9 protein-coding genes are annotated in these 17,932 nt (G+C 37.3%); 1 reads left to right on the forward strand and 8 read right to left on the reverse strand.

The window, feature by feature from the left end; translation table 11 throughout:
* Window positions 1-14: 14 nt before the first annotated feature.
* The 4 genes from CLV62_RS18375 to CLV62_RS18390 are packed head-to-tail and all read right to left on the reverse strand — an operon-like array spanning window position 15 to window position 4,910.
* On the reverse strand, window positions 15-881 hold the full coding sequence (locus CLV62_RS18375) for a hypothetical protein (protein WP_110312242.1): 867 nt from the start codon (window positions 879-881) through the stop codon (window positions 15-17).
* Window positions 882-899: 18 nt separating this feature from the next.
* On the reverse strand, window positions 900-2,000 hold the full coding sequence (locus tag CLV62_RS18380) for an ROK family protein (protein ID WP_110312243.1): 1,101 nt from the start codon (window positions 1,998-2,000) through the stop codon (window positions 900-902).
* 4 nt (window positions 2,001-2,004) lie between these two features.
* The gene (locus CLV62_RS18385; RefSeq protein ID WP_110312244.1) at window positions 2,005-3,159 is read right to left on the reverse strand and encodes an MFS transporter; all 1,155 of its coding nucleotides are present in this window, start codon (window positions 3,157-3,159) and stop codon (window positions 2,005-2,007) included.
* A gap of 20 nt (window positions 3,160-3,179) precedes the next feature.
* A complete protein-coding gene (locus CLV62_RS18390; protein ID WP_110312245.1) occupies window positions 3,180-4,910 on the reverse strand; it encodes a class I mannose-6-phosphate isomerase in 1,731 nt (576 codons plus the stop codon).
* Between the two features lie 138 nt (window positions 4,911-5,048).
* Here CLV62_RS18390 and CLV62_RS18395 point away from each other — a divergent pair, with 138 nt between their 5' ends.
* Complete coding sequence (locus CLV62_RS18395) at window positions 5,049-5,777, forward strand: GntR family transcriptional regulator (protein ID WP_394337214.1); 729 nt, start codon at window positions 5,049-5,051, stop codon at window positions 5,775-5,777.
* A 186-nt stretch (window positions 5,778-5,963) separates the two neighbouring features.
* On the opposite strand, the gene CLV62_RS18400 is transcribed toward CLV62_RS18395, so the two are convergent.
* The 4 genes from CLV62_RS18400 to CLV62_RS18415 all read right to left on the reverse strand — a co-directional run bounded on the left by CLV62_RS18400 (window position 5,964) and on the right by CLV62_RS18415 (window position 17,894).
* Window positions 5,964-9,974 (reverse strand): hybrid sensor histidine kinase/response regulator transcription factor, encoded by a 4,011-nt coding sequence (locus tag CLV62_RS18400; RefSeq protein WP_110312255.1) that lies wholly within the window; start codon window positions 9,972-9,974, stop codon window positions 5,964-5,966.
* A gap of 426 nt (window positions 9,975-10,400) precedes the next feature.
* On the reverse strand, window positions 10,401-13,211 hold the full coding sequence (locus tag CLV62_RS18405; RefSeq protein WP_245904123.1) for a family 43 glycosylhydrolase: 2,811 nt from the start codon (window positions 13,209-13,211) through the stop codon (window positions 10,401-10,403).
* Window positions 13,212-13,314: 103 nt separating this feature from the next.
* Window positions 13,315-14,877, reverse strand: coding sequence for a RagB/SusD family nutrient uptake outer membrane protein (locus CLV62_RS18410; RefSeq protein WP_110312247.1), 1,563 nt, complete (start codon window positions 14,875-14,877; stop codon window positions 13,315-13,317).
* Window positions 14,878-14,903: 26 nt separating this feature from the next.
* Entirely contained in the window at window positions 14,904-17,894 is a 2,991-nt protein-coding gene (locus CLV62_RS18415; protein WP_110312248.1) for a SusC/RagA family TonB-linked outer membrane protein, read from the reverse strand.
* Between the last annotated feature and the right edge of the window lie 38 nt (window positions 17,895-17,932).

The following is a 17,932-nucleotide window of genomic DNA, read 5'->3' on the forward strand; positions in this document are numbered from 1 at the left end:
TTTCTGTTTTTAGATTAATATGTCCCCGGTTTACAAGCTTCTACTTTGTAACTGTTAGGATCTGACCCTCTGTAAGGTTTAAAATCAGCTGACTTAGGTTCAGCAATATATGTCTCTTGAATAGGTTCTTGGTTACTGAATCCCGGTAAGAAAGATAAGTCCTGACGGCTTTCCAAAACTAATTCTTCATCCTGTAGTCTAATTACTTTATATTTAGTAACGACTGCATTTGACGGACTAAAGATGTTATATTTAATCATGTAGATCGAATCTATTTTCTCGTCCGTACCAATCATTTTCCATCCGCAATATGAGTCAAGTGTTTCAAGAGCAGAAGTCGATAAAGTTGTTCCCCAATCCAGTTCCCAACTCCAATCCTCATTAAACCGATACACGTCATCCTTCATATAAGCTTCTGCGTATTCTTCTTTTTGGATAATTTGAGAGGCTAATTTCCAATCATATTTCTGTAAGCGATACAATTGGGTAATGTTCACACTAACGATTACATCGGAAGCGTCCAAACGAGCTCCATCAGCCCCTACCCCATAAAAAGAATAGACAACAACCCCTTTTTCATCTTCGGGAACTACCTCTTCTTTGAAAGTGTAAGGAAATTGCATTTCTGCAACATTTAAGGTTTTATGATACGTCTCAACCTTTTTTCCGCTGATTGATTTTTCTACGATTATTTTCTGAAAGCTTTCTTTGCGGCTGAGTGTTATATCAACGGAGAACTCTTCATTTACTTTTGCTGTAACCTTGGTTGTACTGAGATTAAGCATCTGTGTGTCTTGTTCATTATCATTATCGCATGAAACATTCAGTAAGATGAAACTGAAGCATGATAAGATGAACATACTTAATGTTTTAATTTTCATAGATTTATTATATTAAAGTTACTCTTTGTCCAACTGCTGCAATGCGAATGCATATGCACCATACATGACTGCCCGGTTGGTTCCTATTTGAGTTATAAGAACCCCTGCTTGTTTTTTGTTGTCATAGTTTATATACTCATCACTTTGAGGAACTTTCACTTTACATGATTTATTTTTTAGAAAATCCTCTTTTTCGGATGAGTCCATCAGATTATAAATATCCATTTCCATACGCGGGAATACGGCTCCATTCAACATGGATGTATTTTGTCTCAATTCTTTGATTATAGCAGGTAAAATGTATTTTGATGCACCTGTTAATCCTCCTCCTATAACTAAAAGACCATCTACCATAGTCAAAGCAGCGGCTAACGCATCGCCTGTCATCTCTCCTAATTCTTCGAAGCTGGCAATAGCTGCTTCTTTATTACCTTCTAACTGACCTTCTGCAATGTCGAAAATATCTTTAGGCGTTAGGTTCGAAGTATCTGTGCCTGTCAATTTGCCGTACACTCTTTTTATGGCTCTGATGCTTACACTCTCTTCGATAATCAGGTCGGTATATTTTTTATTTCTTAAACACCACAGATCGCCGCCGCAACCATTATCGCCAGCAAGTAATATGTTGTCAATTACTACTCCTGCTCCAAATCCTGTGCCCAATGTTATGCCCAACAGATTTGTATATCGTTTGGGATTGTTGACATCCGCCAGCCATTTATTAACCATAGGTAATGCACCGTATAAGGCTTCACCGTATGCAAACAAGTTCCCGTCATTGTTGATGTACACGGGTATACCGAATCTTTTTTGCAGAAACGGTCCCAGAGCCACACCGCCGCGAAAGGCTTTAAGATTAGGAAGGTCGCCTATAATCCCATTTTTATAATCGGCAGGACCCGGAAAAGCAAAACTGATTGCATGAGGATTTGTCGGCAAATAGCTTTTTATCTTGTCAAAACCTTCAGCTATCCTGTTCAGGCACTCATCCAGATTATCGGCAATAGCAGGCAAGGTCAAAGGCTCTACAATTTCATTATATCCTTGAACTGCTGAAAATACAAAGTTTGTACCTCCTGCATCGAGGGTCATTACTATGCGGTTGTCGTTATCATACATATCTTTACTTTTTAGAGAATTTGAGAGATAATAAAAGAATGTAAATCACGCAAAGCAGAAGCAAACCAAAACCGGCTGCCAAGCCCATATTTTTCGATAATAATCCGGCAATAGGTGTTATTATCGCACCACCTGCTACTCCCATTATCATGAGAGATGAAATTTCATTCGTTTGTTGAGGTTTATATTGAAGTGCAACAGAAAATATAATAGAGAATACGTTTGCACATGTAAACCCGATAAGGGCTACAGACAGAAATAGCAACCATTGCTCTACTGCAAAAAAGATTATCGCAAAAGCAACAATAGCAACAATCATATTGATTCTTAAAAAGACAGCAGGCTTACATTTCATTAAAATAAAAGAACCGAGAAATGCACCCAGTGTTCTTGCTGCAAAATACAAACTCGAACCTAAAGCAGCATCGTCTGTTGTCATACCTAAGCGTTGCATCAAAAGTTGAGGAGTATTTGTATTCATACAAACATCTATACCCACAATAAATACAATACCCAGAAATAGTTGTAATATCAGATTGTCTTTCAACAGGGTAAGAGTCGATCCGAAAGTGGTCTGATTATTCTCTCTTTCTTCATCCGCTTTGATCGGGGTGATGTACAGCCACATAAATGCAAGAAGCGAAACGGCTACAAAGACTACGAATATGAGACGCCAGTCGCCGTATTGTTTGGCTGCCACGCTTGCAATAATAGGCCCTACGAATGACGCTATTGCTTTTACAAACTGACCGAATGTGAGTGTACTTGCCAATTTTTCGCCACTGACAATACTTGCGACTAATGGATTGAGCGATACTTGTAATATTGTATTTCCTATCCCTAAAAGGGCGAATGCAATAATTACAGCGTAAAAATTATAGAATAAGTAAGGCAGTAATAATGATAACAACGATATAATTATTGCAATGAGAACTGTTTTCTTCCGGCCTATGCGGTTCATCAACATTCCTGTAGGGATAGAGAATATTGCAAACCAGAGGAAAACCATCATCGGGATGATACTTGCCGTGAGATCATCCAAAGAAAAGTCTTGCCTGATGTAATTGGTCGAAACCCCTACAACATCTACAATTCCCATTACAAAGAAGCTCAGCATAACAGGAATGAATACTTTTAAGCTATTGGATTTGTTATTCATAGTATTAGATTTTCTAGATTTCAAAAGCGTACGTTTGCTTTAATGGTAATGCATTCTTTTCCTTCGGATTTTCCATAAGGAGCAATAGAATACTTTCCGATTGACGCCGGAATAATAAACGTTTCAGCATAATGGACTACAAAGGGTTCAAATTTGTTATCCGGACTTTCAACAATTACTTCTTCGCCTTCCAATAAGTTAAGTACATTCACACTGTTGTTCGTATTATGTACTACTTTCGTGCAGAAACGGTGTCTGCGTGTTTCAATAAATTCATTGGGATGAAGACCTGTTTTTTCTTCTATCCAACCTTCGCCTTCTGCAACAACCGAGAAAGTATTGACCAGATTGGCATAAGTATAATCTGTATCTCTACTCCAATCGATAACTTCTTTACCTCTCTCTACATTTATTGGACGAGGTTTACCATCGAGCCCTAAGCGTTCCCAATCCCACAGTTTGAAAGTAAATAGATTAGGTGTAGAGCTTATCTCGAGGACTACGCCCTCCGAACCCGAACAGTGGATAGTTCCTCCGGGAATAAGGAAATGATCGTGTTTTTTTGCAGGTATTTTATTCACATATTTATCTGCATCAAATATAATTTCGCCACGCTCAGCCCTTTGCAGGTCATTAATCATTTCATCTTGATCGATACCGTTTTTCAAGCCTAAATATACTGTTGCACCTTCTTTAACATCAACCATATAATAGCTTTCGTCCTGAGTATAGAACATACCGAAACTATCGCGGATAAATTGCACTGTCGGATGCACTTGCAAACTGAGGTTTCCGCCACCAATAGTGTCAAGGAAATCGAATCGTATAGGAAATTCTTTTCCAAAACGTGATTCAACGGGTTCACCTAATAATTCACGGCTTTTCAGCAAAACCAAATTGATAGAAGGCATTTCGAATGAAGTACCATTCACATTCAGCAATAAGCTATTTTCTTCGGGGACACAATCAAAACACCATCCAAAATTGATTCGATCCTTATCTAAGCCACAAACTTCCTTCATCCATTGTCCACCCCATGGCGCAGGATCAAAGAAAGGTACAACACGGAAAGGCCTTTCTATTGTTCTTTGAATACCATCCAAGAAAGTAGCCTTGTCTATCATTTTAGGACTTCCCTGAATATGCGTATCTATCCAATAAGAGACTTTTTGGAAAAGGGAATCTTTGTGACGATCCAATATTTTCCAGTCATTGAAATAGCCTCTTTTATATTGTATAGAAACAGGCTCTTTGCGATCATCGATACCCAATGCCGATACTTCCTGGCAGCGAAAACGTTGGATTATTTCCCAGCGAGCCATATCTATATATATAATGCATGCCGATTCGGGCACAACCAATGAAGAACCGCTGCCGATAACAATAACTGGGGTTTTACTACCGATGATCTCCTGTTTTGCTTTTTCCAATTTCCCTTTATCGAAATAATCGATAATCGATAGGTTGGTTACATACCCGAAAAGAACATCTTCCGTCATAAAGCGTTCTGTCATCTTCGATACTTCCGATTCGGGTTTAAACATATCTCTTGTATTATATAAGAGAGCAGGAGCAACTTCGTTGATTTTAGAGAAGATCTCTTCCTCTATTACACCAGAGTATAGCTCTATGGCTATTGTGGGATAAGTTTTTATTAGCTCTTTTAAGTGGCACAGGATATCGTGCCATCCATTAATTAGTGTTCCATCCACCTTAGTCGATGGAAATTTTTCATAATTAGATTTTCTCATTTCTTAGTATATAAGTTTTACAATAGACAAATGTATGAACATTTAGAATATGTACAAATATATTAATTATTTTTATTATCAAATATGTTTTGTAATCTTTTTTTATTTATTAACTTTGAAGTCTAAAATCACAATACTATGAAACTGGAAATTAACCATAAAAGCACAATACCGCTTCATCAACAGGCTGAAGAGCTTCTCCGGAAAATGATAGAACAGGAAGACTATAAGAATGGTAAACTACTTCCTAATGAAGTTCAATTGTCCGAACAATTGAAAATTTCGAGAAATACATTAAGACAAGCTATTAATAAACTTGTTTTTGAAGGTTCACTTTCCCGCAAAAAAGGATATGGAACCAAAGTTGTACGCAAGGGAGTTGCGAGCGGCATAAAAAACTGGCTCAGCTTTTCACAAGAAATGAAGATGCTCGGCATAGAAGTTCGAAATTTTGAGTTGCACTTAAGTTATAAAAAGGCTACCGATGAAATAGCTAATTTCTTTGACATCACATCTAATGAGAGATGCCTTGCTTTAGAACGGGTGAGAGGAAATCAGGAGTATCCTTTTGTATATTTCGTATCTTACTTTAGTCCGGAGGTAGCACTTGACAGCGATTGCAATTTCAATCGTCCCTTATACGAGCTGCTTGAAAAAGACCTCAATATTATAGTAAAAACTTCGAAAGAGGAAATATCGGCATCATTGGCAAATGATTTTATTTCAGAAAAGCTTGATATCAAGTCGAGTGACCCCATACTTATCCGTAAACGATTTGTATACGATGTAAATGATATACCGATTGAATACAATGTAGGCTACTACAGGGCTGATAGCTTTACATATACTATTGAAGCCCAAAGATAAGTTTTACCTCAGACCGTTTTTTTAACTCTTACAAGGAAAAAAATGATTAACAACTTTATATAAATGTAGATACATAGAAGTAAAACATTACACATAACTTAAATAGAACTTCTACAGTACCTATATTCCTCCTCTAATATCGTTTTTCATTTTATTAGTGCTATCGGCAGTAAAGACTATATATATTTAGTCCCCTTTATTTTTGGTATAGTCTTTAGGAAGAATCTCAAATTGCTTATAAAAGCATTTTGTGAAATAGGAGGGTGAATTAAATCCAACCATATAACAGACTTCATTCACATGTGCTATATCTTCCTTAAGTAATCGGGCTGCTTTTTTCAAACGTTCGAGACGCAGGAATTCATTGGGACTAACTCCTACAATACCTTTAATCTTTCGGTAGAAGCTCGATCGGCTCATAAAAAAAGTATCTGCCATATCGTCAATACTAAAATTGGGATTACTCAGATTCGACTGAATTATTTCGTTTAATTTAGTTAGAAATTCTTCATCGGGTTTTGTTATGGCCATTGTATCTGCTGCCACAAATGGCGACTTAGTAAAAGCTTCCCGTACCTTTTCTCTATTCTGCAATAAGTTTGAAACACTGGCTAAAAGATATTCATTCGAAAATGGTTTTTCGATATAAGCATCTGCTCCGGTATCCATTGCTTCTATCTTCGATTGTAAATTTGTCTTGGCAGTAAGCAGTATAATAGGAACATGACTATAATTCAAATCCGATTTTATGGCTTTACATAACTCAAAGCCATCCATCTGCGGCATCATTATATCGCTAATTATCAGATTCACAGATACATTATCAAGAATTTCTAATGCTTTAACCCCATTTTCAGCAGTAAGAACATCATAATCATTTGATAATACCCGACTGACAAACAGTAGCATCTCCTGATTATCCTCAACAAGTAGTATTGATGGTTGATTGCTCTTTTCTTTATCAATCCGATTAAAGCTACTAATTGGCAAGTTATCCGCAATAGTTGAGTTCCCTGATATTTGAATAGTATTTTCTTGATAAACAGGAAGCGTCAGATAAAAACTATTTATATTCAATTGCTCATCCATATACAGATTACCATGATGCAACTCGGCTAATGAACGGGACAAAGCTAAACCGATACCCGTACCTACAGTTGCTTTTTGTGATTCATCTACATTATACCTTACAAATGGTTTAAAAATCTCATTCCTCATCTCCTTAGGTATAATAGGACCATCATTTACTATACTGATATGAAAGACATTGTCTTCACTATTACCAATCACCAGCGAAACATGAACATAAGTTTCTGAATATTTGATAGCATTGTTAAACAAATTGCTGAGTATTTTGGTGAATGCCTCTTTATCGACATGAGCAAAAAAATCATGCTGAGGCATATTCAGTTTAAAATCAAGCTCTTTTTGCTTTTCCAAGGGAATAAAACGTACTGATGTTTCTCTCAGGATTTCTGAAACATTGCATTCGATAAAATTCATGGTAATACCTTGTATCTCTGTCTTTCTGAAATCGAGAAGCTGGTTTGTAAGATTAAGCAGACGAGATGTATTCTTACTCATTATATCGAGATCGAGACTAGTCTCATCATCTACGTTTCCTTTCTTTATTATATTGTCAAGAGGTCCTTTTATAAGAGTTAATGGGGTACGTATCTCGTGTGCTACATTCGTAAAGAATTCAATCTTCGTATTATATAACTCCCTTTCTTTCTTTTGATTAAATAAGTTTAGCAAACGACGTTGTTTTCTTTCATTCCTTTTTTTGATATATCTTATAAATAAGAAAACAGACCCCACAATAATCAGCAAATAAAGCATATATGCCCAAACAGACAGATAAAACGGAGGTAGTATTTTTATATACAATTGGGTTTCTGCCTCATTCCATATACCATCGCTATTTGATCCGCGTACTTTAAATACATACTCACCATGCCCTATATTTGAATATGTAATCAATGAGCTTTCTGTTACAGGAAGCCAATCTTTATCGAAACCTTCGAGTTTATACATCAGCTTATTCATTTCGGGAGCCTGATAACTCATGGCTGCAATACGGAGAGAAAAGGAATTTTGCTTCGAGCTAAGTTCTATTGAATCCGAAAATGTTATACTTTTTGTCAATGGAGAATTAGAGCCTCCAACTTCTACTTTCTGATTGAACAATAAAAAATCAGTAATCACAACCGGCGGAATATATTTATTCTCGGAAAAGGAATTGGGATTAAAAGATATAAGCCCGTCAATACTTCCGAATAGGATCGTACCATCGTCTGACTTAAAGCCAGATTTATAATTAAACTGATTACTTAACAGCCCATTGGCTACTGTAAAAACCCGTATGGATTTATCTTCGGGATTGAATTTCACTAGTCCATTGTTAGTCGTTATCCAAAAGAAACCATTATCGTCTTCTACTATCTGAAAAACGACATCGTTAGGCATTCCATTGGACGAATTATATTGTACGAAGGTTTCTTTCTCTGCATCAAACCGGCAGAATCCTCGTCCTTGTGTTGTCAGCCATATCCGCTTTTTACTATCTTCAAAAATACTTAGAACCTTATTATAAGGCAGACTGTTTTCGGCTTTCTCGTTATGTGTGTAATGTGTCCACTTATTTTTATTTATATCGTATCTGAACGCTCCATTTACATAGGTCGCTAACCATAGATTTCCTTTCGAATCTTCTTTTATATCATAAACAAAGATATTTTTCAATTCGGGAATCTCTGTAAAGTCATTCGTAGCTTTGTTGTAACGCAGAAGGCCAAATAATGTACCTAAATATATATCACCTGTACGTGTTTTGCATATTGTAAATACACTGTTGTCATTCAACGAATTACTTTGATCTCCTTTTATATATGATTTTAGAATCTGCTTCTTCGAATCAATTACTTTTACTCCTTTCGAAAAAGTACCGACCCATAAATTGTCTCCGTCCATACATAAGCCATGCACATTGGTAAAGTCTTTACTGGGAGCGAAAAAATCAAAGGTATTTGTTTTTGTATTGAAATTATATAATCCATTATCTTCGGTTCCAATCCATAAAGAGCCATCCGTACTCTCACATATTTCTCTAACCCTACGCCCTTGCAGATCGGTGTTTCTACCCGTAGGATAATATTTCTTGAAATAGGTGTACTGTTTAGGCAGATAGTTAATACCATCAAAATAAGTTCCTATCCACAACCCATCTTCTCTATCTACAAAAAGGCTGTACACCGCATTGTCTGACAAGGAATAAGGATCATAAGCCGAACTGCGGAGATGAGTACTTTTATCAGTCTTAAAATTATAAATATAGATTCCCGATTCAGTCCCGATCCACAGTTCATTATCCTGATATGGAATAAAATCCCTGACAAATACAAACTCCCCCGACTTATCGGAGAGAGATAAATTTCTTATTTTATGAGTCGAAAGGTCGACCTCTTTCATTCCACTTTTTTCAGAGCCTACGTATAAACAATTATAAGGTCCAAGATAGGTTTTCGATATAACTTCGTCTTTAAAAAGTTCTCTCCCGTCCTCAGTTTTCAATGGGTTTAATGTCTTTAAGTTATCCTTAGAGAAAAACAAACCTCCTTCATAAAAAGATACCCATACCGTTCCCGTTTTATCAATATTAAAACTCCTTATATTACTTTTCTTCAATTGATAATTAGTGAAACTCTGCGTCTGCGAATTGTAGCAATATAAACCTTGCATTTCTGCAACAATCCAGATATTGCCTTCTTTGTCTCCTGTGATTATCGTTACTGTTTTTTCGACAACACTTCCATCAGTCGCTTTCAAGGTAAAAGGTCTGAAAATTTCTTCCTTTGGATAATAAATATAGATTCCGGCATCTGTACCCACCCATATATTACCCTCATTATCTTCGAATAAAGTTGTGACAAAACTATTCCCCAGACTATTTTTCTTTTGTGGCGTATACTTAAATATCTGGAAAGATTGCCCGTCAAACCGATTGAGACCATCTTTAGTTCCAAACCACATAAAGCCATTACGATCCTGTATAATCGTATTGACCGTATTTTGAGATAAGCCATGTGTAATATTCAGTCTTTTAAAATAGTAGTTATCCTTATTCTGAAAGGAATAAATTTTGATATAAAAAACTCCCAATAAAATAAGGATAAGGAGCACAACTGTTTTTTTCATATTAATACTAATCAGAAGTTGAGAGCCTCCCCAACCCTCCCACCTCACCCAACCTTCTCCTGCCGGAGAGGGAGAAATGAGAAAGAGAATTTTTCTCCCTGTAAAGGAGATTAAGAAAGCTACAGGTGACAAATCAGGTGACAAAAGTAACAGATAAATGACTAAAAAGTGTCACTTTTGAGTATTTCACAAACAACTATAAATCAAACGATAAGAATTAAAAAAGTGACAAAAGTGACAAAAGTAACACTTTTTTTACTGCTTTCTTTTCTCTTATTTTTTGTTGTTACTTTTTCGGACAAAGCAAAGTCGCTACTATTCTCTGTTGACCAATAACCGTTGCCTGATAACTCTTTATTGATAGATAAAATCTGCTACCTGCTTAAAGATATAAAATCAGCCGGACGAATCAGCCGGAATGTAAAATTATTCGGGAATATGATACCTCATAATTCCATTATATACGGGAAGACATCCTTCTGAAAACAAACCTACCTGAGCAGGAGTTGCAGAAGTTCTTAAACGACAGATTTCTTTTCCATCCACATAAATGAGTAATGAGTCTTTTAACTTTACACATCTCAGATTGTATGAATCTTTAAGTAGCTCCTTTACTCGTATCTTATACAAATAAGGGTTTTCATCTGTTGCCTCCTTATTGATAAAACGCAAAGCCTCAGCCTTTACCTTATCGAAAGTCATTTCATTATAAGCTGGATGTTCGGCTACTCCATTTTTTGCATTTGCGAACGAATGCCACTTTCCGTTTACTGAATATTCGGCTGAAACTTTATCAAACATATTATCTATAAAAAGATCGTCATTATTAAAAGCCTGCCTGCTTAACCGAATTGCATCTATCCACGTAGGTGTAGCAAATGAATATCCTTTCTCTATGAAATCGGTATATTTTATGTCGGCGTAGTGAGTCTGCCATTTATAAAGAGGATAATCATTTTCTGCTATTAGTTTACCTTTTGTCATAATAACTTCAACTAACTTTTTACGCTCATAATCGAACACTACTTTCACATAATTATCCTTATCAATAAAGATGGCATATACACCCATACTTCCAGAATCTGAAGAATTTGTTATTTGTGTGGAAAACTCATATTGAGAAAGGAAATCCCCTTTAAAAGCTTGAAAATTATCGTTCAACACTTCCAATCCTCTTTCCGTAACATTGTATTTACCTATTGCTTGCTCTCCTGATCGAGAATTTCCCCAACCACAGATATTTGTATCAGATTCGTCCCAGCCAATTGTATAGATTAAACCATCGAAAGACGATTTTCCTTTTTCCGAAAACAAACCAGGAACTCCTTTTTCTGATATAGTAGTTCTAAGAGCAGGCAACTCAGGTGCAGGAATTTCATCAATGCTTATTGAGAACACTCCGCTATTTCGTTGTACAGTAATAGTATGATATACACCAAACTTAAAATCGGCAGATAATGAATACGATTTTGTATCTATTGATCCATTTGTATTCATCTGGTAATACCAACTCTTATTAGATGAATCGAGTCCTATTTTCAGCCAATTATTCTGATCTTTATACCATGCAATTACACCTGCTTTACCGGTTGTATTTATGCCTGCTTCGAAATAATAATCTGCCGCCTCGAAACCCTTTTCTAATATTGCGGTTTGAGGCGTTTGTCCATTAGATGTAAATTCTCCATTCGCTACAACCCATTCGTTCCCCGAAAATATCCATTTATTTTCGGATAGCTTGTTGTCTTCAAAAGTATCACCATAAGTCGGTTTAACAGGTTCCGGAAAATAGCCTTCGGTATTTACACTCGTTATACCATCGGAATGCATGGTTTTATCGAAAAAATGTATTCGATTGACATATTGGCTACGAAGTTCTTTATTCTTATTTGCCATATAAATCAACCACCATTCAAAACCATTGGGTCCCCGTAATATATTAGGTTGTCCGGGTGAAAAAAGAATATCATCTGCTTTATCTAATTGCATATCAAAAAGCGAAGCATTTATATAACTATGCTTTCCTGCTTTGCTTTCAATAGCCAGACAGTTATCTCCATCTTTTAATGCTGCTTTTTCTTTTTCTGACAGATTAATTATGCGGTAATCTGCGCCCGACTTATTATATATAAGATTACCATTCAGATATACTTTTGTATCTCCATCGTGAGTTACACGTAATGCTAGATTTCCTATATCCGATTTGTTGGCTGTAAATATTTTTCTCAGATAGATTTCTTTATCATTCCATTCTGTTCCTTGTTTTCGGGCTGTTGATCCTTTTATATTCTCAGAAGCAAAACCACCTTTGCCTCTTTGCCATGAAGAATCATCAAAAGAAATAGCTTTCCAATCTTGTTGGGGTTGTGTGGTTGTATAAGAAAAAAGAGGATTATAGGTTTTACCGAATTGAAGCAAGTCTACATATTCTTCCTCTACATTTGTCTGATTAGATAATAGTAAAGGATACGAATATTTTGTCCCGTGATTAAATGTAGTCGGCGAATCGGCTTCAGCCACTCCCAACTGATAATTACCCCATTCGGTAGCTGTATGATTGGCATTGTACATCATATAATAACGATTCCTGTACTTCATCACCCAAGGACCTTCGGCAACACGATTATCCATCGTTTCCCATGTCTGAGGTAAGGATGCAAACTGATAAAGCGGATGACCACTAAATGTATATGGATCTTTCATCGGGCGAACCCAAATTGTATTACCATCCGTAAAACGAACCATATACATATAGAGTTTACCATCATCGTCTTTAAATACTTTCGGGTCTATTCTATTGTCCATCCAGGTACTTTTTACGGGTTCGGTATAAGGTCCCAGAATATTATCGGCATCAGCATGTGCAATGTGTACTATATGCTTATCTTTTCCCCAATAATTGACCGACCAATACATATGGAATTTACCGTTTAAATAAATCATATCATTGGCGTGAATCTGATCGTTTCCTGCTCCCGTTCCTGCTGTCCATTCATTATTCATATCCAGCACATGAACAGGCCCTGTCAATTTTATCAGATCGTCGGATATATAATAACTGCCATCGGTAAACACACCACCTATATAATATTTGCCATTGTACTTTATAACACCTGCATCGGCAACATGTGGCAAAACGGGATTCTGAATATTTTGTGAAAAAAGCGAACTCATCTCAATAAAAAACAAGAGAGTAATTAATAGTATGTATCGTATATATATTTCATATTTATTCATAACTCTGCTTTTTTTTAAGGTCAATAAACCTGATAACAGCCGGCTATCAGGTTCATTGAATCTTTATTGGAAAGGATTAAGGTCTAAGACCTCTTTATAATACTTAATAATTAGCGTTCTGCGTCAACTGACCTTCACTGTTATCGATCTCTATTTGAGGAATTGGTAATCTATTGTGTTTGCCTATCACAAAATTATTGAAATCTTCGTCGCGGCTTTTCAGTTCTGCCAGTCCTGCCTGATTATCAAGTAATCCCCAACGCTTAAGATCGGCCCATCTCCATCCTTCGAAACAAAGTTCCAGGGATCTTTCCATTTGCAGGCGCTTCATGAAGCTTTCTTTCGAATTAAGTGAACTTGCGTACATACTGTCTGCCAGTTTGGCAAGCCCTACTCTGTTTCTTATCTTATCTACATATACAGCTGCCTGAGTTGTACTGCCGCCTGTTTCTACAATACATTCGGCATAATTCAGCAGAATATCTGCATAACGCATTATACGATAGTTATTCGGTGAAAAATAGTTTTCTCTTTCACGTAATTCAGGTCTGCTGTATTTACGGATATAGCAAGAGTTACCCCATCCTAGTTCGTCCCACTGCGTAGTTGCATTTACCCAATAATACATCGGATCTCCATTCGGAAAATCCTTCATGTAATCACGATAAAGAATGCTATTGTATAAACGAAGGTCATTAGCTCCGTCCGTTCTTTTTTCTTTCAGAAACTCATCAACCAGCCATCTTCTGGCTTTTCCATCTGCCCAGCCAATATCTCCGGGTGCATAAAACTGGGTACGCTGAAATCCGGTTGCCATACTTGCATCATTTCCTGTTAAGCCTTTATTTTTATCGTCAAACTGAATTTCAAAGATGCCTTCTTTATTATTTTCATCCAAAGGAGTAAAGTTATTTACCCAATTATCTATCAAACCATACAGAGAGCCTTCTTTATTAATCAGCCATTCAAATTCGGTCTTTGCCTGATCATACTTTTTTTGTTGTAAATAAGCTTTACCAAGTAAAGCCTTTGCTGCACCCATTGTAGCTCTACCAAGATCGGCATCGCCCCATTTCTCAGGTAGAGGGTTTTCAGTTATTGCGGCTTTTAAGTCAATTTCTATCTGAGCCCAAATTTGTTCCTGAGTCGCATCTGAAGGTATATAATTTGCATCCGTAGGTTCCAGAACAAGTGTACCTTTTTCCCACAGAAGATTAATCTGAAAGTACCACAATGCTCTGAGGAAATGTGCCTGCCCCAGTATCTGTGCCTTTTTAGTAGCATCCATATCTATATTAGGTACGTATTTCAGGACTTGGTTACAACGGAAAATGGCCATATAGAAATGTTCCCAATGTACATTATTTCCATCAAAGAAATTATAATCGGTGTATGAGAACCGTGTCCAGTTGGCAAGTTCTATCCATGGTGAGCTGCTTAAACCTTCATCCGAAGTCAGGTCGTATCTGAACGAAAGCCAACGCATCCATGTACCTTCTTTATAAAAAGCACTATAACAGGCATTTATTCCGGCTTCGGCATCCGCAGCTGTTGTCCCAAAAGCTATTGTAGTGCCTTGATTTGGGTTATCTATATCCAAAAGGCTTGAGTCGCATGCTGTAAATCCCAGCATCGCTCCGATTAGCAGTATATATATTTTTTTCATCTTATTGTTAATTTTACTTTTTTTACTTAAAATGTAAGATCGAGACCAAACATAACCGACCCCATATTCGGGAATGCGAAACTATCGGTTCCTCTATCCCATACATCATTATTGATAAACTGAGGATCTAATCCGCTGTATTTAGTGAAGGTTATCAGGTTACTTCCTGTTGCATATACCCGAAGGGCTTCAATACCCAGATTTTTTATCAACTTCTTATCGAAAGTATATCCCATTTGAATATATTGTGAGCGGAAAAACGAACCGTTCTCCAAATATCTGTCGCTGGCATAGGTATTACGTGCATCCCCGTAAATAATCCGCGGTGTATTCGAGTTTGGATTTATTTGATAAGGCTCATCTCCTTTTTTGAAATTCAGGTAGTTCGAATTATCTGCAAAGTAAGTCCCCTGCCATTTAGTTACATTATATATATCATTTCCGAATTGACCATACCACATCATCGAGAAATCCCAATTTCTCCAATTACCGGTGAAAGTTAAAGCCAGTTGTACTTTTGCCCACGGATTACCTACTATCTGACGGTCATTGGCAGTGATAGCCGCATTGTCGTCGGTATCGACATAAATAACATCTCCAAGCTGAGGTCGTTTATCGCCGATAAGAATTGGTGTTCCGTTTGATGATACATAATTATCTATCTGTGCCTGTGTTTTAAAAATCCCTTCGGTTTTATACAAATAATACATCGATAAAGGTTCTCCTTCCTTTGATTTTGTCAGACCCGAGTAATTTACACCTCTGCCATAACCCAAATCTAATACCTTGTTATTAAGTGTCGTTAAATTAGTCACTATCCCATAGTTAAACTCTCCGATTTTGTCTCTCCAGTTCGCTGTAAACTCGAAGCCTTTATTTCTTAAGCTGGCAGCATTAGCCATAGGTGCGCCTTCCTGATTACCTGTTGAGATGGCAATAGGCATAGTGGTCAATATATCTCTGGATGTAGCATAATAGTATTCAACACTTGCTGTTAAGCGTTGATTCAGAAAAGCGGCATCAAACCCAACGTTTACGGTTTCTTTGGTTTCCCATTTCAAATCCGAATTGACTATTTTAACCTGAGCCGCTGCCGAAACTAATTTTCCTCCGATTACCGTTACCATACTTTGATTGATTGTCCCCAAATAATCCCAGTTTCCGATAGCAGCATTACCCAAACGACCCCAGTTTCCACGAAGTTTGAAATCTTCGATCCACGATACATTGAAAAATTTCTCCTGAGATATTCTCCAAGCTCCCGATATAGACGGAAAATTCCCCCAACGATTTTCTTTCGATAAACGAGATGTACCATCTCTACGCATTGTTCCTGTTAAATAATATTTATTGTCATAATTATAGTTGAATCTACCCAAATAGGAAATCATCGAATTTGCTCTGATACTGTTAAAGTTCTGTTGATTGCTTTGTCCGGCATCCAATACTGTTAAATAGCTTCCTCCCACCAATGGAAAGTTAAGACGCGAACCTCCTACAGTTTCCCATTTATAGGTTTGATAAGTAAGACCTGCCAATGCATCGATATGATGTTTTCCGAAATTTTTATTGAAGTTCACCGTATGTTCCAAAAGCCTGTTATATGTATTAGTTCTTTCTTTAAGACCTTCGGGGTTACGATGCTCCTGATTACGTTGCCAGTTACCTTCGCCCCTGAACCACGATTTTTCCCAGAAATAGTAATCGATACCGGCATTCAACTTATACGAAAGATAAGGAAGGGGTTTGAATTCTAACCAGACTGCACCATTGAGCCTGTGTTGAATTTCCCTTTGACGTTCGAGAGTTTCGCGGGCTATAGGATTTACAGCGAATGTATTTGCATTAGTGTCTCCATAACCAAATCCACCGGGATTATTTTCATCATAAACCGGAATGGTAGGAAGCAGTCTCATAACATCGTTATAAGGATTTGTTTGTAAAGGATCTTTGTCTGTAGCCGAGAATGCAAGGCTTTGTCCGAAAGAGAAAAGTCCTTTCTTTCCATCGGTATTTACCCTGAAGCTATATCTATCGAAATCATTTCCAAACGAAACCCCTTTGTGGTTGAAGTAACCTCCCGATACAAAATAACCGCCATGCTCTCCTCCTCCCGATAAGGATACATTATAATCCTGGATAACACCTGTTCTGAATACAGCATCCTGCCAGTTAGTATCATAGTTGGAATGTTGTTGCAGACCTTCATTCCAGCTTCCGTTAGCAATTCCTTCGGTATATGCCAAATCGTTATATTTCTTATAATTGGCTGCATCCATCAGGTCGTAGCGAGGAGTCCACTCCATGGTAGCTTTTGCATTCACGCTTACTTTCATCGGACCCGATCTTCCTTTCTTTGTAGTTACTATAATTACACCATTGGCTGCACGCGAACCATAAATAGCCGCCGAGGAAGCATCTTTCAATACCTGAATAGTTTCAATATCCGATGGATTAAAGTCTATTCCCGGATTCATGATCATACCATCTACAATCCAAAGCGGAGTGCGGTCGCTAAGCGTCCCTACCCCTCTGATCTCTATGGAAGCATCTTCTCCTGCTCTACCACTACTACGGACATTTACCCCCGTAGCCAGCCCTTGCATCTGAGTAGCAATAGTTCCGGCTGCACTTTTTCTCATTTCCTTAGTATCCACTACTGAAACAGCACCTGTGAGGTCTGCCTTTCGGATTGTTTGATATCCGATAACGACTACTTCATCCAAGTCTGCCGCATTTTCTTTGAGAGTAATATTGAGAGGCGCTCCATTGTAGACTACCTCCTGAGTAGTAAGACCTAGAAAAGAAAAGACTAACGTTTGTCCTCTTTCTCCCGATAGACCGAACTTACCATCCATGTCTGTAACGGTTCCGGTCGTGGTACCTTTAATTTTCACATATACGCCGATGAGTGGATTGCTTTCTACGTCTACCACCTTTCCGGTAATGTTTACATTCTGAGCACAAACGGCTAGTGTAAACATACTTAGCATAAGAATTAATAATTTTTTCATCATCTGATTAGATTTTATTAGATAAACAAAGGGTACTTACT

Source organism: Indolivaga alginatilytica (assembly GCF_003201355.1).
GTDB classification, from domain to species: domain Bacteria; phylum Bacteroidota; class Bacteroidia; order Bacteroidales; family Dysgonomonadaceae; genus Dysgonomonas_A; species Dysgonomonas_A alginatilytica.